The following is an 18629-nucleotide window of genomic DNA, read 5'->3' as shown; positions in this document are numbered from 1 at the left end:
TCGTTCAGTGCATGTGCCGCACACGCAGCTGGGGAGGCTGCGGCCGCCGGCGCGGTAGTGTGGGGGAACCGGTCCGATGCTGCGGCTCCCGAGCGGTCGAATCCGACAGGCAGGAGGCGGCGATCTGGAACCATGCCTCCGTCGATAGCAGTTGGCGGGCGGCAGGAAAAAGCTCGTCTTCTTCGAAGGACAGCCGGGCCGTCATCTGCCGGCAGTAGAGTTCGATCGCATTGACGAGCGCGATGACATCGGCGCAGCTGCCGGCGACGGCACGCTCCATCTGGCTGCACACATGCAGAAGGATGCGCATGGCGTCGTTGCACAACGCGTCGATTCGATCCAGCAGTCCGGCGACCTCGGATGGCGCCTGGCGCAGGGCCGGGATCACGTACAGCTCCACCTTCCGCTGCTGGCAATACTTGTCGACCTTCATCACTTTGTGCAGGACGCGTTCGAGCCATACCCGGTCAACGCCGTCGGCGCATAACCAGGATGCATTGTGCAGGTACTGTTCCAGCTTGCCGAGGATGCGGCGCGTGTTTTGCTGCTCGCTGGACAGGACCACCATGGAATAAGTGGTGGTCAGCATGTTCGGATTCCCTATGGATGCAAATCGTTCGTCAGGACTTGCCGAAAGCGGCAAATCAAAGAGCATCGCAGGGTACAACAAGGGCATTGCCAAAGCACCAACGCCGCTTGACCCGGGTCAACGAAATCGAAGGCGAGGCTGGACTATTTGAAAAAGGTGTTTCGCTGTGGAAAACGTTTGATTCCGGTCAACGAATCGGCGGGGGAAATGAAGGGGAAATGCAGGTACCGCAACGCGCCGTACCTGCAGCGGGGATAGGCTAGACCAAGCCTAGGATACGGCCAATCTCGGCGATGTAACGACTGTCTTGCAGGACTTCGCTTTCGACGCGCGCCGTCATGTCCTGCAGGGTGCCACGCACCGTGTGCAGTTTTTCCTTGACGAGCACGTGTTCACCGTCCCCTGCGGCGAGGAGTTGTTTCAGATGATCGATTTCCTGGCGCAGAGCTTGCACGTCGGGACGGTCGGCGGGCGCGCCGGCGAGTTCCTGCTCCATGGCTGCCACCAGGTTGCGAACCCGGTCGAGGCTGAAATTGTCATTCGTGGTCATGGCTGCTGGTCCTTGATGAGATGGATCACGCATTCATTGTAGCCCCGGCGGGGATTTCCGGTAACCACCATTTTCTTTCCGCCTCGCTTCTTTGCATCCGCAGAGAATGGACTATGTTGATAGGTGAAAGGAGTCTTCGATGAAATCAGTACATCCATCCTCGCCCTCTTTCCAGCCGGGACGGCACCTGGAAGTCCTGGACGAGCCTGTGCACGATGCGCAGCGCGATGCTGAAAGAATCGCATCGCCGGCGGTGTGCACGGAATGCGGCGCCGTGTACGGCGACGGTCACTGGAGCTGGACGTCGCCGCCGTCGCATGCGCTGCAGATGCGCTGTCCGGCGTGCCGGCGCATTGCCGAAGGACGTCCTGCGGCGCATGTCACCATCTCCGGGCAGTTCGCCCAGGAGCATGCGGACGAGGTGATGCAGCTCGTGCGGGACGTGGAACATAGGGAAAAGACGGCGCATGCGCTGCGCAGGATCATGGCGATCGAGCCGAGTGGCGATGAGATCGAGGTTTCGACGACCGATGTGCGGCTGGCGCACGACATCTGCAATGCGTTGCAGGATGCGTATGACGGGAAGCTGAACGTGGATTACGACGAGGGGGAAAGGTTGTTGCGGGTGAAGTGGGTGACGTGAAGCGCGTTCGCCCGGCCGGCACCCGGGCACTTTTTTCAATTGTCTGCATTCTTTTCCCCGTCATTCCCGCAAAGGCGGGAATCCATAGGCAGGTCGTCGGAACAAACTCAGCATGGATCCCCGCCTGCGCGGGGATGACGGGTTACGTTTGGTGATAAATCGTCCGTCGTCACTCGCCTGCGGAGAGGAGAGCGGACGACAATTTACTTCAACGCATCCGTCGACTTCACCTGCTGCCTCAACGCAAACTTCTGGATCTTTCCCGTCGACGTCTTCGGCAGTTCGCAGAACATCACCGTACGCGGCACCTTGAAGCCGGCGAGATGCTGCTTGCAGTGGGCGATAATTTCTTCCGCCTTCACATCCGCCCCCGGCTTCACTTCCACGAAGGCGCAGGGCGTCTCGCCCCATTTCGCATCGGGCTTAGCCACCACGGCGGCGGCCATGATCGCGGGATGGCGATACAGCACGTCCTCGACCTCGATGCTGGAAATGTTCTCGCCGCCGGAGATGATGATGTCCTTGCTGCGGTCCTTGATCTTCACATAGCCGTCAGGATTCATCACGGCCAGGTCGCCGGTGTGGAACCAGCCGCCTGCAAAGGCTTCTTTCGTGGCCTTGTCGTTCTTCAGGTAGCCCTTCATCGTGATGTTCCCGCGGAACATGATCTCGCCCATCGTTTCGCCATCCGCCGGCACCGGCTGCATGGTGTCCGGGTCCATCACCGTGATGCCCTGCTGCAGGTGATAGCGCACGCCCTGGCGTGCGTTGAGGCTCGCGCGTTCGCCGATGTCCATGTCGTTCCAGGACTCATGCTTCACGCAGACCGACGCGGGACCATAGACTTCAGTCAGGCCGTAGACGTGGGTGATGTCGAAGCCCATTTTCTCCATGCCTTCGATCATCGACGCCGGCGGCGCGGCGCCCGCGACCATGGCCTTTACGTTGTGGTTGATGCCGGCCTTCAGTTCCTGCGGTGCGGCCAGCAGCAGGCTGTGCACGATGGGCGCGCCGCAGTAGTGCGTGACCTTGTGCTCGCGGATCAGGTTGAGGATGGTCGGTGCATCGACGCGGCGCAGGCAGACGTTGACGCCGGCGCGCGCAGCGACCGTCCACGGGAAGCACCAGCCGTTGCAGTGGAACATGGGCAGCGTCCAGAGATAGACCGGATGCTTGGGCAAGTCCCATTCGAGGATGTTGGAGACCGCATTGAGCAGCGCGCCGCGATGGTGGTAGACCACACCCTTGGGATTGCCCGTCGTGCCGGAGGTGTAGTTCAGGCAGATGGCCTGCCATTCGTCGGCGGGGAGCTGCCAGTCGTAGCTGGCATCGCCGCCGGCGACAAAGGATTCGTATTCGATGGTGCCGATGCGGTCGCCGGCGCCGGTGTATTCCGCGTCGTCGACGTCGATCACCAGGGGCTTGCGGCTGGAGAGCGCCAGTGCTTTTTCCATCACGCCGGAGAACTCGCGGTCGACGATGACCACCTTGGCCTCGCCATGGTCGAGCATGAAGGCGATCGACTCGGGATCGAGGCGGGTGTTGAGGGAGTTGAGCACGCCGCCCGTCATCGGCACGCCGAAATGCGCTTCCACCATGGGCGGCGTATTGGGCAGCATGACGGCGACGGTATCGCCCAGTCCCACGCCCGCCTTCGACAGGGCAGAGGCAAGCTGCTTGCAGCGCGCGTATGTCGTCGCCCAATTGCGGCGGATATTGCCGTGGACGATCGCGAGGCGCTCGGGATACACGGCCGCTGCGCGTTCAATGAAGGACAGCGGCGACAAAGAGGTGTAGTTGGCTGCGTTGCGTTCGAGACCGCTGTCATACATGTGAGGCATGGCTTTCTTCTCCAGGTTGAACTGCATCAGGTTGCCGAAGCATACCGATGTTCTTTTGCCAAGACCATACCGTAAAGTTACGACATCCCTGCCAGTCGGTTTCTGTCGGGCAAATGCGGCGGGAAGATGACGCGCCTTTGCCGCGTCATAAAAGGCCCAGCAGACCGTCGATCACATTGCGGGTGATCTGGTCCACGCGTGTATCCTTTCCGAGAACCTGGGCCCAATCGGTCGTACCGGCGGTGAAGACGGTTCCACCGCGGTTGAAGAGTCCCATCGTCGCCGCATGAATGCCCTCGCCAGCCTTGTGCATTTCGCGCGGAGGCCGTTCCTGCCAGCGTTCGCCAAGCGGGCTGGCGGCGAGCAGGCGGAAGCCTGGCGGCGTACCGCAACGCCCGGCATCCGGCGACAAGGTGGCGATTCCCGTTACGGCATCGAATGCGGAGAGCGGCGCGCCATCGCATTCATAGCCCACCAGCGGGGGCGACGTGTCGTTTCCGAAGGGCTCGCCATTGCGCAGGCCCGTTCCCTCGAATACCCAATGACGGGCATCCTGCACCAGGTATCCGGCCGTCTCGCGCGGCCCGTCCCACCATCCACCGCCGTGCCGATAGCTGACGCCGGCCAGGGCATCTTCCGGCCTTCCCGCGCCAGTTTGCGGCCACCAGTGGTCGAGCGCGCCCTTTGGACCGCCCTGGTGGCAGACGATCGCGGTATCGTCGTCCACCACGTGGATGCGCCACCAGCAGAGGTTGGCGCCGAAGAAGGCCGCGTTGCCACCGCGCGATATGTATGCCTCCATGCGGTCGCGCGTCGCTTCGCTCCAGTACTCGTCGTGACCGACGCTGAGCACCAGGCGGTAATTGTTCAGCAGGTCTGCATCGTTGTGGATATCGACATCGGTGCAGAACTCCGGTGCGTGGCCTTCGCGCAGCAGCCACCGGATGAAGCGCGCGTCCCAGTGCGCGAAGGTCTGGCGTGGCGAACTCGGGTCGTAGTGGTCGAGCGCGCCCCAGGTGTCGCCGCCGATGCCGCCGCCCGGACGTCGCAGCGAGACGCGCGCGCCCGGCGGGTTTTGTGAAAAGGTCTGCGTGTCATAAAAGCAGCCGCCGCCGGTGCAGTTGTAGGCGTGGTAGGTGGCAAGCGGGATTTTGTAGAGGAGCTTGCCGCGGCCTGTACCGCGGACGACGAACAGGGCGGCCGCACTGGTCATGGCGAGATTCAGTGGCGCAGCATCGGGCTCCTGCAAGTGGGCGATGTAGACAGCGGAGGGCCAGTCGTGCGGGATGTCGAAGGTGTATGACGGCCAGTGCCAGTCGTCGGCGGCGCCGCGAGGTGCGGCGTATTGGCCTTCGAGCAGGCCGGTTTCGTGCATGGGGATGAAGCCGTCGGCCCAGCGGTGGAAGGTGATCCGGAAACGCGGCGCGTCGGTGGAGATGTGCAGCAGGAGCTGGCCGCCGGCGGCGACGCTTGCGTGGTGGGGATAGCCGCGGATCATGGTAGGCGGGCAGAAGGCGTTGAATACCTGCACACCCCCACCCCGTCATTCCCGCGAAGGCGGGAATCCATGCAGAGTTCACTCTGCAGACTCACTATGGATGACCGTCCCTCGACACTGCGGCCTGCAGCCTTGTTTTCCCGCCTTCGCGGGAATGACGGGGATAGTTGGGGTGTGTGATCGACGGCTGGGTCCCGCATTCTTACGACACCGCCTCCGGCTCCACCTTCTTCCGGATCAGGAACGGCGGCATCGCCAGCGCATGCATCGGCGTACGACGGAACGACTCCAGCGCCTGCTCGGGCGTCTCGACTATCGGCTCCTCCTTGCGGTTGTATGAGGTGTTGAGCAGCACCGGCACACCCGTCCGTGCCTCAAAAGCCTGCAGCAACGCCCTCAGCAAGGGATCGTCCTTTTCACTGACTGTCTGCAACCGCGCCGTGCAATCGACGTGCGTCACCGCGGGAATGATCTCCGCCGCCTGCTTGCGCACCGGCGCGGCGAACTGCATGAAGGGCGAAGGCCGTCGGATATCAAAAAATTCTTCCGCGCGCTCCAGCAGCACAATCGGCGCCAGCGGACGGAACCACTCGCGCTCCTTCACTTTGGCATTGATCCAGTCCCGGACAAAGCCGTGCCGTGGATCGCCAATAATGCTGCGATGCCCCAGCGCGCGCGGACCGAATTCGCTCCTTCCCTGGTAGAGCGCAACGACCTTGGTCGCGCACAGCAGGTCGACCACGTGGCCTACCAGCGCCTCCTGATCGTCGATACGCTCCACAATCAGGTCGTCCGCGCCACGTACCGCCGCTTCGATATCCGCCTTGCGCGGCTCGGGGCCGAGGTAATCGCTTTCCCAGCGCCATTCGCATCGCTGCCCGGCCAGTTCGGTCAGGCCGTAGATGGCGCAGCCGAGCGACGTACCGGCATCGCTGGGCGCGGGCGGGATGAAGACGCGTCGGAATGGCGTCTCGCTCAGCAGGCGGTCATTCGTGGAACAGTTCAGTCCGGTGCCGCCCGCGAAGCACAGGTTCTCCGCACCGGTCTCGCGATGCAGCCAGTGGGCCACCTCCAGCACCGCTTCCTCGAACGCGCGCTGGCCGGCGGCGGCGAGGTTGGCGATATCGGCAAAGCGCGCGGTATCGCCGCTCTGGTAGCGGAAGCGCCCGCGCTCGCGCAGGATTTCGAACCAGCGCGCCGGAATCGAGACCTGCGGTCCGTTCACTTCCAGCCGTGGCAGGCCGAGCGCATCGGGATTGCCGTGCGGCGCCATGCCCATCACCTTGCCTTCGTTGCCTTCGCCGGGGAAGATCGCCTGCGTGAGCAGGAAGTAGAACATGCCGAGGCCAACCAGGCGCTGCTCGTTGCGGTCCCAAAGCTGCTTGCCGATGCATTCGACGCGCTGCCGGTCGGCGCGGTAGAAGGACGAGACTTCGCGCCAGTCTCCCAGCACCGTGCCCGCCCCGCTCCACTGCTCGGTGAATTCCGACGCCTGGCTGCCCTGCCCGTCGATGATCATCACCGCCGCGTCGTCGAAGGGCGACGGGTGGAACACGCTGTACACATGCGAGAGATGGTGCGAGATGCGCGCCCGCTTGCAATCGGGCGACAGGCGGATGATTTCCTTCAATTCCTGCTCATAGGCATCGAGGTTGTCGATCTCGGCGTCCGAGGAGTAGCACTCGACGAGGACATCGATCCTGCCATCCAGCGCGGCGAGCTGCGGCATGTAGACATGGCGAAAGTCGTCCACCTTGCCCCAGTGGTGCTTTTGCCGCGTCAGGCGCTCCTTCTGGATGGCAAAGACCAGACGCGAACCTTCCATCAGGCAGAGGCTGGCGTCCTGTGTCCGGTTCACGCCCAGTATCCTCGGTGCATTGCTCATTCTTGGTCTCCTTTGTTCGCGGGTTGCGTGAAAACATGGGAATTTGGAGAACCGGGGAAGGGGGTTAGTTCTTGGACAATGACAGAATTTCCTGCGCTGGCCTCGCGGTTTCAGAAAGGAATACCATTTCCTTGCGGAACCAATGCAGAAACCCTTGGTCTACCGCCAATGCAATGAATTGCATACTTTCGACAACATGGGTGATGACATGAAGTGGTTTTATGAATGGCGGCTGAAACGGGTTCGGGCGGAAATTTCGGCTCTCGAGAATGCCACGAAGATACGATTGCAGGATGACTATACCGGCCACTCCCGGCTGCGGGTCCTGCAAAAGGTCGAGGCCAACCTGCAGAAGCGGTTGGGCAAGTATCCCGAGCCAGCACCAAGGAAAGAACTGGCCGAGGCACCGGGCGATCTCAAGCAGACAACCTGACGCAGGCCGCACAATCGCGTGAACGGGGCAGGTACATTGTGCCTGCCCTTTTTTTCATCACACCAGCACAAACAAACAAACCGACATGACACTGCATTCGTTGAAATCCCTGTTCCTGCTGGCTGCCGCCACCGCCGCTTTCGCCTTCGCCGCCGATGCGCCCGCGCAGGAAGCGCCGGACGCGCTGGTCAAGCGCATCACCGCGGAGGTGATGGACACCGCGAAGAACGACAAGGAGATCAAGGCCGGCAACCGCAAGCGCATCCTGCAGGTGGTCGAGGACAAGATCCTGCCGCACGTGGACCTGGAGCGCACCGTGTCCATGGCGGTCGGGCGGCACTGGCGCGAGGCGACGCCGCAGCAGCGCCGGCAGCTGACCGAAGAATTCCGCACCATGCTGATCCGCACCTATGCCGGCGCACTGTCGCTGGTCGGCGACCAGAAGCTCGTGTACATGCCTTTGCGCGCAGCGCCCGACGATACGGACGTCACGGTGCGGTTCGAGGTCAGGCAATTGCGCGGACGCGACCCGGTGCAGGTGAGCTACCGCCTGTACAAAGCGACGGACGGCTGGAAAGTGTATGACGTGAACGTGCTCGGCGTATGGCTGGTCGAGACCTACAAGAGCAGCTTCAGCAACGAGATTGCGAGGGACGGCATCGACGGACTGATCCGCACGCTGTCGGACAGAAACAGGGAGCTCGCGGCGCGCGCCACCGGATAACGCCCTGCCGTTCGCATGGCGGGCGGAACCTCGTGCAAGGTGCCGCCTCTATAATCTGGCGCATGGTCGCACGCCTGTTGCGCGCCGGAAGACATTGCCACGCGAAATCATCCGCATGCATACACGTCGCAGCCCACTCATCCTGCCACGGCCGCTCCAGGAACGACTGGAGGCCGCTGTCCAGGCATTTGTCAGCGCAGACAAGCGCTTTGACGCGGACTTTGCCGCACCGTGCGGCGAGCATGCGTTCATCGCCCCCGACTCCGTTTCCTGGCAGGTCTTCAAGAATCCGCTGTCGCTGTTTGTCGGCGGTGTCGCCGCCGTCATCCTGGAGCTGGCCGAACCCCGCGTCCGTGCCGGCGTCTGGGGGCAATCGACGTTCCGCGACGATCCCTTGCAGCGCATCCGTCGCACCGGCCTGTCGGCCATGATGACGGTGTACGGCGCACGCAGCCACACCGAAAAAATGATCTCCCGCGTCACCGCCATGCATGCACGCGTGCGCGGCACGACAGAAGACGGACGGCCCTACCGCGCCGATGATCCCGAATTGTTGATCTGGGTGCATGCAACGGCGCGCTTCGGTTTCCTTGAAGCGTATGCGGCATGGGTGCATCCGCTGGACAAAATCGCGCGCAGCCGCTACCACCACGAGGGGATCGAGACCGCTCGCCTGTACGGCGCCCACGGCGCGCCCGCCACGCAGGAAGAACAGGAGCTGCTCTTCATGACCATGCGCGACCGCCTTGAATCCTCCAGCGTGATCTTCGAATTCCTCGACATCGTGCGCAGCGTCAAGCTGTTGCCGCATTCCATGGGCGGCATCCAGGAACTGCTGGTGAAGGCAGCCATCGACATCCTGCCGGAATGGGTGCGCGAACGGCTGGAATTGGGTGAGGCATGGGACCTGCGGCCGTGGCAGCGCCTCGCCGTGCAACGGGCAGGCGCGGCGATCGACCGCATCCCGTTGCGCTCGGCGCCGGCGGCCCAGGCCTGCCGCCGGCTCGGCCTGCCGGAAGATTATCTTTACCTGGCGCGGTGAGCCTTGCCGCCTTCCGCCTGCGCAATCCGAACTTTCCGCGCGATAACCGCCGTCTACGCTGGTTGGAGATGAACGGGTCTTGCGGGCCCTCGTCATTCTACGGCACGTTTCATGCCAAAATGGACAGATGACAACCATCCTCGTTCTTGCCCTCGACGGCATGATGGACTCCTGCCTCGCCATCACGCTCGACACGATTCGCGCCGCCCAGTCGATCCAATCGCGCGGCGGAAAAGGCAGGTCAGTGCGCCTGCTTGTCGCCGGCCACCGGAAAACCGTTCGCGGCAGCGGCGGCATGCGGCTCGATGTGGACATGACGTTTGCCGAGGTCATGGCAGGCGCGGTGCGCCCCGAGTGGATTGTCATCCCCGGCCTCGGCCTGACTTCGGAGGAAGACATTGCCGCACGCTTCGCACAGAAGGATGCGCTGGCGGCGATTGAGCTGGTAAAGCAGGCTCCCCACGGGACGCAGCTCGGCGCGGCCTGCTCGGCGGTATTCCTGCTCGCGCAGGCCGGCCTCCTGGCGGGGCGGCATGCAACGATGACATGGTGGCTGGCCGCGGTCTTCCGTACGCGCTTTCCCGATGTGCGGCTGGACGAGACCAGGATGCTGGTGCGCGACGGCCCCTGCCTGACCGCCGGTTCCGCCTATGCGCAGCTCGACCTGACGCTGGCCCTGGTGGCCGACACCATGGGCACTTCGGTCGCGCACTTGTGCTCGCGCTATCTGCTGATCGACCAACGGCCCTCGCAGGCGCGCTACATGGTCCAGTCGCACACGCAGCATATCGACCCGACGGTGGTCGCGGCGGAGCGCTGGATCGATGCCAACCTGTCCAATCCGATCAGCATCACGCAACTCGCCGCCGCGCTGGCCGTGTCGCCGAAGACGCTATCGCGCCGGATTGATGCGGCGATGGGCGTGTCACCGGTCAAGTTCATCCAGCGGCGCAGGCTGCTGCATGCGTCGCACCTGATCGAGACGACGAACAAGTCGATTGAAGCGATTGCCGCGGAAGTGGGTTACCAGGATGCGACGGCGTTGAGGAAGCTGGTGAAGAGAGAGTTCGGGATGACGCCGGCGGCGTTGCGCGGGTAGGGAGCGGAAGGCCAAGGTCCGGCCGCCCATGCCCCAAATTCCTGTCGTTCCCGCGAAGGCGGGAACGACGGGTCATTGCAAGGGATAGATTCTCGCTTCTGTCAAAAGACTTTCTCGAACCAACTTAGAGCGAATCAATATACCCAAGCACGTCGTCAGCCCGCCCCTCGTTGACGAGCTGCGCCGGCGACTTCCCACCCAATTCCGCCAGCGGCTTTTCCATCCACGCGCTTGCGGCGTCATCGCTCCCCGCAATATCCCGCATCCGGTGCATCACCGAGTAATACGCCTGCGCTTTGCGCGATTGCGCCTCGAACCGGGACTTGAGCGCTTCGAGTCCCTGCGGTGAAAGTTGTCCGTCTTTAGTCATGATGATTTGCCTGGTGTGCCGGTGGTAGATGTCCTGCGGCCGATTCTACTCTGCGGTTGGAAAAATTGGCCGCCGGACTTACAATCCGACCTTCCCCCCTGCACGATCCGGCACGTCCCGCCTTATGCACATCGATTCCCTCCGCCAGCGCCTGCGCGCACTTGGCGCTCTTCCAATCCACGAACAGCGCGTGCTGCGCGACTGGGTACAGGTGCGTCCGTGGGACCAGGGGCGGCGCCGGCCGAAGGATTTCCTGCCGCAGACCCTGCGCCTGGCATTGCCCGACATCGTGGCAGAGCTGCGCGGCATCGCACGCCTGCTGTCCTCGCATCCTGTGGCGGACGATCCGGGCTCGGCGCGACTGCTGGTCGGTTTGCATGACGGCCAGACGGTGGAAAGTGTGCTGTTGCCGCGCGGCGGTCTGTGCGTATCCAGCCAGGTCGGCTGCGCCGTGGGTTGCCAGTTCTGCATGACCGGACGTGACGGGCTACTGCGCCAGCTGACCAGTGGCGAGATCGTCGCACAGGTCGCGCTGGCCCGCAGCCAGCGCGCGGTGAAAAAGGTCGTCTTCATGGGCATGGGCGAACCGGCACACAACCTCAACAATGTGATGGAAGCCATCGAGCTGCTCGGCACCGAAGGCAACATCGGCCACAAGAGCCTGGTGTTCTCGACGGTGGGCGATCCGCGCGTGTTCGAACGCCTGCCCCAGGGGCCGGTCAAGCCGGCGCTCGCCCTGTCGCTGCACACCACCAAGGCGGACCTGCGCGAGAAGCTGTTGCCGCGCGCGCCGCGCCTGACGCCAAAGGAACTGGTGGAACTCGGCGAGGAATACGGCCGCACCACCGCCTACCCCGTGCAGTACCAGTGGACGCTGCTCGACGGCATCAACGACGGCGAGGACGAGATCGAAGGCATCGTCGCGCTGTTCAAGGGCAAGTATGGCGTGCTCAACATCATTCCCTACAACAGCGTCCCCGACCTGGCCTTCCGCCGGCCCGAAACCGAGCGCTGCCGGGAGATGATCCGCATCCTGCACCGGCGTGGCGTGCTGGCCAAGCTGCGCGACTCCGCGGCGCAGGAAGTGGATGGCGGCTGCGGGCAGCTCCGGGCGCGCGCATTGGCGGCGGAACAGCGCAGCATCCCGATTCAGCCTGCCTGACCGTTTCCGTCCGGCTTCTGTTCCTGGTCGTCCGACTTTTTCCCAGCCGCCTCGTCGACCGGTGTTTTCAGCTGGTCACCGTGCTTCTTGATTTCCTCTTCGGCAGGCTCCGCCACCTGCTTGCGCTTGTCGTCCGTGTCCATGGTCAACTCCTTTGCATGCCTGTTCATGAGGCAGGTGCAACGGGAATTGGTTCGCTTGGACTTGCAAGCCTTGCCTGGGTGCGAGTGCAGACGGACCTTTGGAAGTATCCTCTCTCCGCCTCCGCGGGGACGACGGGGAAGAGGGACGGTGGCATCAACCGCCAGGCCCGCACTCGGCTGTCCGCTGGAACAGGTCTGCCGGGTCAAGCAACTGGCTCCGCAGGTCATTCCACCGCGCTGGCAACGCGCCGCGTGCAACACGTACGATAAGAACTTTCCGCACATCATGCGCGGTACGAAAAGTCGAACGCAATGAAACGCATAGCCAACAAGACAAGGACTGGCATCGCGGCCGCCGCGTTGCTTGCCGCCGGTTGCGGCGGTGGCGGCGGCGAGAACGGGCCGGCGACGACGCTTGCATCGAGCATCACGAATCCTTCACCGGCATGGACTATCGACGCGCCATTCGAGAACGAAGCCGGCAAGGCGGAATATCCTTCCGTCGCGATTGCCGCCAGCGGCGACACCATCACCGTTTTTGCGCAACGCACCGGTACGCGTCTCGCTGTCTTCGCCGTGCATGGCAATGTCAACAGTGCGGAAGTCCGCAACCCTCGGATGATCGACCGCCCCGAGACGAGCGCTCAACCGTCATTGCGATCTGGCGGAAAATTCGTCACGGCCACGCAAGTGGCGATAAATACCGCCACAGGCGATGCGATTGCCGTATGGAGCGCGACGGCCGGTTCGGCATCGCAGGTTTGGGCGGCGCGCTATGCCCGCGCCTCGGACACCTGGCTTGCGCCCGTCCGCCTCGACTCTGCTGCCACCGGCGCGTCCTATCCCGTACTCGCGATGAACGCGCAAGGCAGCGCGATCGCGGCGTGGAGCGAAGGCAGCAGCATCAGCGCGGCATATTTCACCGGCGGAACGTGGCGCAATCCTGCGCGGCTGTCGACGGGCGAGGCAAGCGCGCCGCAGGCGGCCATCGATGCCGTGGGCAATGCGCATGTGGCCTGGGTGGAAAAGGACACGTCCGGCGCCGACAATATCGTCGTGTCGCGCCTGACCGGCTCGGGCGCACCGTCGGCGCCGCGTGTGATCGACGTCATGTCGGCGCCGGCCAGCGCGCCATCGGTGGCGGTCGCGCCGAACGGCAGTGCCCTTGCCGCATGGCTGCAGGACGACGGTGTCTACGCCAGCCGCTTCACGGATGGAACATGGTCGGCGCCGCTGTCCGTCGATCACCTGCCGGGAAGAAGCAACGCTCCCTTTGCCGCGCTGAACGACAGTGGAGGATTCGTTGCCTGGGAACAGGAAACCCAGGACGCCGCAAGCGCGAGTGCGTATGCGGTCAGGCTGAATGGCGCCGGCAACTGGAGCACGCCGGTCAACGTCTACAATCGCGGCGGCTTCATGCCGGTCGTGCGATTGCGCGACAACGGCGACGCGATGATGGTGTGGCTCGCCGCGCACACGCAGTTTGCCACCTGGTCGGCCTCGACCGGCGCATGGAGCAGCGTTGTCAATCTTGCGCCGTACAACTGCGGCAGCGGACATGCGCTCGCCATGGATGCCGCGAGCGGCAAAGCCGTGGCGGCCTGGATTCCCAGCAACTGCTCGCGCAACAACGACCTGTACGGGGCGTTTTATCGCTAGAGGGTGTTATGAACTAGGGAAGGGGGCGCGTTCGGTCGAGAAGGGATGCAGTGCTAGGCGCGGCGCGCCGCTCAGACTGGACGTCTGGGCAAGCGTCGCAACAACGCAATGCGTCCCTTCTCGACCGAACCCTCCGGGCAGCCCCGATAACCGGCCGCCTGCCGTGTTGCGGCTCCTTGCCGTAGCACTGCTACGACGCGTCCCCGCGCCTTGCATTCGGCCGGTTCTCGGGACTGCGCGCCCCCTTCCCTAGTTCATAACACCCTCTAGTGCGCTTGCTTTCCATGCGTTGCGTGCGGCATGTAGCTTTCATCGTCCGGCTTGCGGATCGCGAATAGCCAGAGGAAGTAGGCGATCATCGCGAACAGCACCAGAAACACGGCGACGGTAAACAGGCCGATATCCGATGTGAACAGCATTTTCCAGGCTTGCATGATGAACTCCGCAAAGTGGATCGCATGCAATGTAATGCAACGCGCGTGCCACGCTGCAAGCCTGTCGCAAGTCCTTCATCCTGCTGGCGTTTTCTCCGCCCATCCTCCTGCTCTCCTCAATTTTGTCACTGCCCGACTGCCAGCGCTGGCAGTCATGGCGGAGCCGGACGTGTATATTCAGGGGTCAAAAGACATTGCGGAGCAACGATGGACAGCAGCAACGAGGACATGCGCGACGAACCCGCGGCGCGCCCCTGGATTCACCTGAAGACGACCTACGATGTCGAAGCCTGGATCGACAACTACAACCGTGACCTGCAGCGCACGATCGAGAAGCAGAACGCTTCCGGCTACGGCATCTGCTTCATGCTGGAGGCGGGCGGGGATATCTACATGCACACCACGCCGGAAGGCGAAATCCTGCTCGACGTGACGCCCGAAGCCGAATGGGTTGCGCCCCTGATCACCGCCGCGACCCGTGTGCCGGCCCCGGCATCGCAGGTCTGGGCCCTGCCGGGCGAAACGCTGACCCAGTTCGTCATGGGATTGAGCCCGCTTGTCGGATCGACAAGGATCGTCGTGGAGCATGACTACCGCGTGAGGAAGCGGCTATACTGATTCTCGAGGTGGCGGTTCAAAACTACAACAACGGGGGGCCGGGTTCAGATGCCGCGTGTCGCGACGTTTCGACAGTCCATTGCCGCACAGCTGGTTCTTCTCGTCGCCGTTGTGGCCGCCCCCTTTGTCGCCTTGCAGTTCTACAACGCCTACGACGAAGCCGAGACCGCACGCGCTGAAGCGCTCGATCAATCCGCTCTCGCCGCGCAAACCGTGCTCGGCCGCATCGAGCAGCAGGTGCGCACCATCGATTCCCTCCTGCTCACCCTCGCATCCACCATGCCGCTGGATGCCCGACGCATCGACGAGGGCAATGCACGCCTGCGGCGCATCAAGGCCGGCCTGCCGGATTACATCGGCAGCATTTCCCTGATCGAACCCGACGGCACCATGCTGTACTCGGCGGAATCCGAACCGCCGGCCTACGGCACAATCAACGTGGCCGACCGCAGCTACTTCAAGGATGCCACGTCGGGCGACGCCCTCGCCGTGGGCAAGCCGATCGTGTCCCGCACGTCCGGCAAGTGGATCGCCGTCTTCGCGCGCGCCATCCGCGACGATCCGCGGGGGCCGGTGCGCGGCGTGGCCAGCATGTCAATCCAGCTGGAGCGGTTCCAGGACGACTTCACCCGGGTTCCCCTTCCGCGCGGCACGCTCATTTCGGTCATCGACAACAACGGCGTGGTCGTGGCGCGTTCCATCCAGCCGGAACGCTGGATCGGCAAGGACCTCTCCGGGGCGCCGGAAGTGCGCCGGGCCCTGCAGGAACGGAGCGGCACGCGCGAAATGGTCACCACGGACCGTGTGGCGCGCATGTCCGCCATCGTCTCGTCGGAGCGCCTGCCCTGGGTGGTGCTGGTCGGCATTCCCTCCGATGTCGCGCTGGCGGCAAGCCGCGCCCATCTGCATTCGGCCGTCATGCTCACCGCGATCATCGCCGTGCTGACGATCGGCATCGCGGCCTGGCTGTCGCGGGGGATTGCCGCGCCGCTGCGTCGCCTTGCGTCCGACGCGACCAGGCTGGCCGGCGGCGCGCTCGGCCACCGCTCCACGGTGCGCGCCAAGGGCGAGGTTGGTGCGCTCGCAGCGAGTTTCAACGCCATGGCGCAAGAGCTGGAGCAGCGCAACGAGATCCTGCGCGCGACATTCGAGCAGGCCGCCGTCGGCCTGGCGCGCGTCCGTCCGGACGGCAGCCTGCTGCAGGTGAACCAGCGGCTGTGCGACATGCTCGCCATGGACCCTGACACCCTGCTTGCCCGTCCCATGCGGCAACTCTCTTGTCCGGAAGACGCCGACAAGGACGTCGAACTCGCCGCACAGCTGCTGGCAGGATCCATCGCCACCTACGCCGTGGAGAAGCGCCTGCTGCAAGCCGATGGCGAGTGCATGTGGGCCAACCTGACGGTGTCGATGGTGAGGACCGGCGGCCAGCCGGATTACCAGCTGTTCGTCATTGAAAACATCGACGAGCGCAAGAAGAGCGAAGCCCTGGTCGCCGGACAGAAGCAGGTGCTGGAGATGATCGCACGCGGTGCGGAACTGCCGGACACCCTCGATACCCTGCTGCGCGTGATCGAAGCCCAGGCACCCGGCATGCTCTGCTCGGTCCTGCTGCTCGATAGCGACGGTGCCCACCTGCGCCACGGCGCCGGTCCGAGCCTGCCCGAGGCATACCGGGACGCCATCGATGGCGAGCCCATCGGGGAGCGTGCCGGCTCCTGCGGCACCGCGGCCTGGCGCATGCAGGCGGTGTACGTCGAGGACATCGCCTGCGATCCCCTGTGGGAACGTTACCGCGACGTCGCACTCCAGCACGGCCTGCGCGCCTGCTGGTCGACGCCGATCTTTGACGCGGCCAAGCGGCTGCTTGGCACCTTTGCCATCTATTACCGCATCCCGGGTTTGCCCGACCGGCGCCAGCAGGGGCTGATCGACGTGGCGACGCAGACGGCGGCGATCGCGATTGCGCGCACGACGGCGGAAAGGGCGCTGCGCAGCGAACGCGCACTGCTTGAGCAGGTCACCGGCTGCAGTCCGATCGGCATTTTCGCCATGCGCATGGATGGCAGCTTCAGCCTCATCAACCCGGCCGCGCTCGACATCGTCGGCGAGACGCGCGAGCGCATCATGCAGCGTGCCTACAACTCGCCGGAGTGGAAGATCGACGACGCGGATGGCCGCCCGGTTGCCCCGGAGCGCTTCCCGTTCGCCATGGTGAAGACGACCGGCAAGCCGGTGGCCGATTGCGAGTATTCGATGCTGCGGCCCGACGGGCGGCGCGTGCAGCTTTCCGTGAACGCCGCACCGCTGCGCGATGAACAGGGCAGGATGGAAGGCGTCGTGTTCGCCATGCAGGACATCACCGAGCGCCGGCGCGTGCTGAAAACGCTGCGCGCCTCGGAGGAAAAGTTCGCCATCGCCTTCCGCTCCAGTCCGGATGCCATCCTCATCACCTGCTTCGAGGATGGCCGCGTGGTCGACATCAACGACGCCGGCCAGCGTCTGGCCGGATACAGCCGCGACGAACTGGTGGGCCGCCCGGTGGAGGAATTCCACTTCTACGACGATCCGGAAGACCGCGCTCGCTATCTGGCGGCAATGAAGACGCACGGGCGCATTGCCGGGATGGAAGCCAACTTCCGCAACCGGCAGCGCGAGCAGCGCATCGGCCTGATGGCGGGTGAAATGATCGAACTGGAAGGCAGGCCGCACGTGCTGAGCGTGATCCGCGACATCACCGAGCAGAAACGCGCCGAAGCGGAAATCCTCAAGCTCAATGCCGAGCTGGAGCAGCGCGTACTGGAGCGTACCGCCCAGCTCGCCGCCGCCAACAAGGAGCTGGAAGCCTTCTCCTACTCCGTCTCCCACGATTTGAAGGCGCCCTTGCGCGGGATCGACGGCTACAGCCAGTTGCTGGAGGAAGGCGCATCGGCGCAACTGGATGATGAAGGCCGCCTGTTCCTGCGCAACATTCGCGCAGGCGTGGCGCAGATGAACGCGCTGATCGCCGACCTGCTCGCCTACGCCCGCATGGAACGCCGCAACCTGGACAGCGCGACGCTCGACCTGCGCGCCTGCACCGAGGCTGTGCTGCAGTCCTACCGGAGCGCGCCCCAGAACGCCAATATCGCGCTACATTGCGCACTGCCGCCGCTCACCGTGCGCGGCGACCGCGACGGCCTCGCCATCATCCTGCGCAACCTGCTCGACAATGCCATCAAGTTCAGCCGCCACGTTGCGGCGCCGCAGGTCGAGATCGGCGCGCGCGAGGACGGCGCCAGGGTTATCCTGTGGGTTCGCGACAACGGCATCGGATTCGACATGAAATTCCACGAGCGCATTTTCGATATTTTCAGCCGTCTGCACCGTCCCGAGGATTACCCGGGCACCGGCGTGGGACTGGCGCTGGTGCGCAAGGCGGCGCAACGCATGGGTGGCAGGGTCTGGGCGGAGAGTTCGCCCGGGCAAGGCGCCACCTTCTACCTGGAGCTGATGCATGGCTAGTACGACGCCCTTCCCCCGTCCCGTCCTGCTGGTGGAGGACAACCCTGTCGACCTCGACCTGACGCTGCGCGCTTTCGCACGGCACGCCCTGCTCAATCCGATCGAAGTCGCGCGCGACGGCGAAGAGGCGCTGGCGTGGATTCCGCGCTGGGAAGCCGGCGAAACCCTGCCGCTCCTAATCCTGCTCGACCTCAAGCTGCCGCGCGTCGACGGCCTTGATGTGCTCGCGCGGTGGAAGGAACATGCCGTGAGCCGCGCCATTCCCGTCGTCGTGCTCAGTTCTTCCGCGGAGGACCGCGACATCCAGACCGCATACCAGTTGGGCGCCAACTCCTACATCGTCAAGCCGGTCGCCTTCGACCGCTTCCTCGAAGTGGCCGCGCAGATCGAGCTGTACTGGTGCGCGCTGAACGAACCGCCGCAGTAAGGGAGAGA

Annotated in this window: 19 protein-coding genes; 11 read left to right on the top strand and 8 right to left on the bottom strand. The window is 64.1% G+C overall.

The features are described from left to right. Positions 1–4: 4 nt before the first annotated feature. Positions 5–589 carry a hypothetical protein gene (locus ACNOHI_RS10420; RefSeq protein ID WP_420474605.1) on the bottom strand — a complete coding sequence of 195 codons (585 nt, stop codon included), beginning with the start codon at positions 587–589 and terminating at the stop codon, positions 5–7. 17 nt (positions 590–606) lie between these two features. Between ACNOHI_RS10420 and ACNOHI_RS10415 the strand changes: the two genes are divergently transcribed. Next, the gene (locus tag ACNOHI_RS10415; RefSeq protein WP_420474604.1) at positions 607–852 is read left to right on the top strand and encodes a hypothetical protein; all 246 of its coding nucleotides are present in this window, start codon (positions 607–609) and stop codon (positions 850–852) included. On the opposite strand, the gene ACNOHI_RS10410 is transcribed toward ACNOHI_RS10415, so the two are convergent. Continuing rightward, positions 849–1139, bottom strand: a complete 291-nt coding sequence (locus ACNOHI_RS10410; RefSeq protein WP_420474603.1) for a hypothetical protein — start codon at positions 1137–1139, stop codon at positions 849–851. The genes ACNOHI_RS10415 and ACNOHI_RS10410 overlap by 4 nt on opposite strands. A 139-nt stretch (positions 1140–1278) precedes the next feature. Here ACNOHI_RS10410 and ACNOHI_RS10405 point away from each other — a divergent pair, with 139 nt between their 5' ends. Next, positions 1279–1782 (top strand): BCAM0308 family protein, encoded by a 504-nt coding sequence (locus tag ACNOHI_RS10405; RefSeq protein WP_420474602.1) that lies wholly within the window; start codon positions 1279–1281, stop codon positions 1780–1782. A 203-nt stretch (positions 1783–1985) separates the two neighbouring features. Here the strand turns inward: ACNOHI_RS10405 and ACNOHI_RS10400 are convergent, their stop codons facing one another. The 3 genes from ACNOHI_RS10400 to ACNOHI_RS10390 form a co-directional block, all read right to left on the bottom strand. Continuing rightward, positions 1986–3623 carry an acyl-CoA synthetase gene (locus ACNOHI_RS10400; RefSeq protein ID WP_420474890.1) on the bottom strand — a complete coding sequence of 546 codons (1638 nt, stop codon included), beginning with the start codon at positions 3621–3623 and terminating at the stop codon, positions 1986–1988. A 145-nt stretch (positions 3624–3768) separates the two neighbouring features. After that, positions 3769–5154, bottom strand: a complete 1386-nt coding sequence (locus tag ACNOHI_RS10395) for a N,N-dimethylformamidase beta subunit family domain-containing protein (RefSeq protein WP_420474601.1) — start codon at positions 5152–5154, stop codon at positions 3769–3771. A gap of 169 nt (positions 5155–5323) precedes the next feature. Next, positions 5324–7006 carry a carbamoyltransferase gene (locus tag ACNOHI_RS10390; protein WP_420474600.1) on the bottom strand — a complete coding sequence of 561 codons (1683 nt, stop codon included), beginning with the start codon at positions 7004–7006 and terminating at the stop codon, positions 5324–5326. 154 nt (positions 7007–7160) lie between these two features. Between ACNOHI_RS10390 and ACNOHI_RS10385 the strand changes: the two genes are divergently transcribed. The 4 genes from ACNOHI_RS10385 to ACNOHI_RS10370 all read left to right on the top strand — a co-directional run bounded on the left by ACNOHI_RS10385 (position 7161) and on the right by ACNOHI_RS10370 (position 10304). After that, positions 7161–7439, top strand: a complete 279-nt coding sequence (locus ACNOHI_RS10385; protein ID WP_420474599.1) for a hypothetical protein — start codon at positions 7161–7163, stop codon at positions 7437–7439. A gap of 85 nt (positions 7440–7524) precedes the next feature. Beyond that, positions 7525–8163, top strand: a complete 639-nt coding sequence (locus ACNOHI_RS10380) for an MlaC/ttg2D family ABC transporter substrate-binding protein (RefSeq protein ID WP_420474598.1) — start codon at positions 7525–7527, stop codon at positions 8161–8163. A 115-nt stretch (positions 8164–8278) separates the two neighbouring features. Beyond that, positions 8279–9205 carry an oxygenase MpaB family protein gene (locus tag ACNOHI_RS10375; protein WP_420474597.1) on the top strand — a complete coding sequence of 309 codons (927 nt, stop codon included), beginning with the start codon at positions 8279–8281 and terminating at the stop codon, positions 9203–9205. Between the two features lie 127 nt (positions 9206–9332). Further along, complete coding sequence (locus tag ACNOHI_RS10370) at positions 9333–10304, top strand: GlxA family transcriptional regulator (protein ID WP_420474596.1); 972 nt, start codon at positions 9333–9335, stop codon at positions 10302–10304. A 124-nt stretch (positions 10305–10428) separates the two neighbouring features. On the opposite strand, the gene ACNOHI_RS10365 is transcribed toward ACNOHI_RS10370, so the two are convergent. After that, positions 10429–10674, bottom strand: coding sequence for an MbcA/ParS/Xre antitoxin family protein (locus ACNOHI_RS10365; protein WP_420474595.1), 246 nt, complete (start codon positions 10672–10674; stop codon positions 10429–10431). A gap of 124 nt (positions 10675–10798) precedes the next feature. Between ACNOHI_RS10365 and ACNOHI_RS10360 the strand changes: the two genes are divergently transcribed. Next, complete coding sequence (locus ACNOHI_RS10360; RefSeq protein ID WP_420474594.1) at positions 10799–11836, top strand: RNA methyltransferase; 1038 nt, start codon at positions 10799–10801, stop codon at positions 11834–11836. Here the strand turns inward: ACNOHI_RS10360 and ACNOHI_RS10355 are convergent. Further along, the gene (locus ACNOHI_RS10355; RefSeq protein ID WP_420474593.1) at positions 11824–11979 is read right to left on the bottom strand and encodes a hypothetical protein; all 156 of its coding nucleotides are present in this window, start codon (positions 11977–11979) and stop codon (positions 11824–11826) included. The two genes, ACNOHI_RS10360 and ACNOHI_RS10355, sit on opposite strands and share 13 nt — an antisense overlap. A 312-nt stretch (positions 11980–12291) precedes the next feature. Here ACNOHI_RS10355 and ACNOHI_RS10350 point away from each other — a divergent pair, with 312 nt between their 5' ends. Continuing rightward, positions 12292–13638 (top strand): hypothetical protein, encoded by a 1347-nt coding sequence (locus ACNOHI_RS10350; RefSeq protein ID WP_420474592.1) that lies wholly within the window; start codon positions 12292–12294, stop codon positions 13636–13638. Between the two features lie 266 nt (positions 13639–13904). Here the strand turns inward: ACNOHI_RS10350 and ACNOHI_RS10345 are convergent, their stop codons facing one another. After that, the gene (locus ACNOHI_RS10345) at positions 13905–14072 is read right to left on the bottom strand and encodes a DUF3149 domain-containing protein (protein WP_420474591.1); all 168 of its coding nucleotides are present in this window, start codon (positions 14070–14072) and stop codon (positions 13905–13907) included. Between the two features lie 207 nt (positions 14073–14279). On the opposite strand from ACNOHI_RS10345, the gene ACNOHI_RS10340 reads away from it, so the two are divergent. Genes ACNOHI_RS10340 through ACNOHI_RS10330 form a run of 3 tightly spaced genes read left to right on the top strand, consistent with a single transcriptional unit; the run spans position 14280 to position 18621 of the window. After that, the gene (locus tag ACNOHI_RS10340; RefSeq protein WP_420474590.1) at positions 14280–14690 is read left to right on the top strand and encodes a hypothetical protein; all 411 of its coding nucleotides are present in this window, start codon (positions 14280–14282) and stop codon (positions 14688–14690) included. 48 nt (positions 14691–14738) lie between these two features. Beyond that, positions 14739–18194, top strand: coding sequence for a PAS domain S-box protein (locus ACNOHI_RS10335; protein WP_420474589.1), 3456 nt, complete (start codon positions 14739–14741; stop codon positions 18192–18194). After that, a complete protein-coding gene (locus tag ACNOHI_RS10330) occupies positions 18187–18621 on the top strand; it encodes a response regulator (RefSeq protein WP_420474588.1) in 435 nt (144 codons plus the stop codon). The genes ACNOHI_RS10335 and ACNOHI_RS10330 overlap by 8 nt, the downstream gene beginning before the upstream one ends. Positions 18622–18629: the final 8 nt, after the last annotated feature.

This window comes from Noviherbaspirillum sp. ST9 (assembly GCF_048799745.1).
GTDB lineage: Bacteria > Pseudomonadota > Gammaproteobacteria > Burkholderiales > Burkholderiaceae_D > Noviherbaspirillum.
Note: the sequence above shows the minus strand (reverse complement) of the source record. Positions and strands in the feature narration are given on the sequence as shown.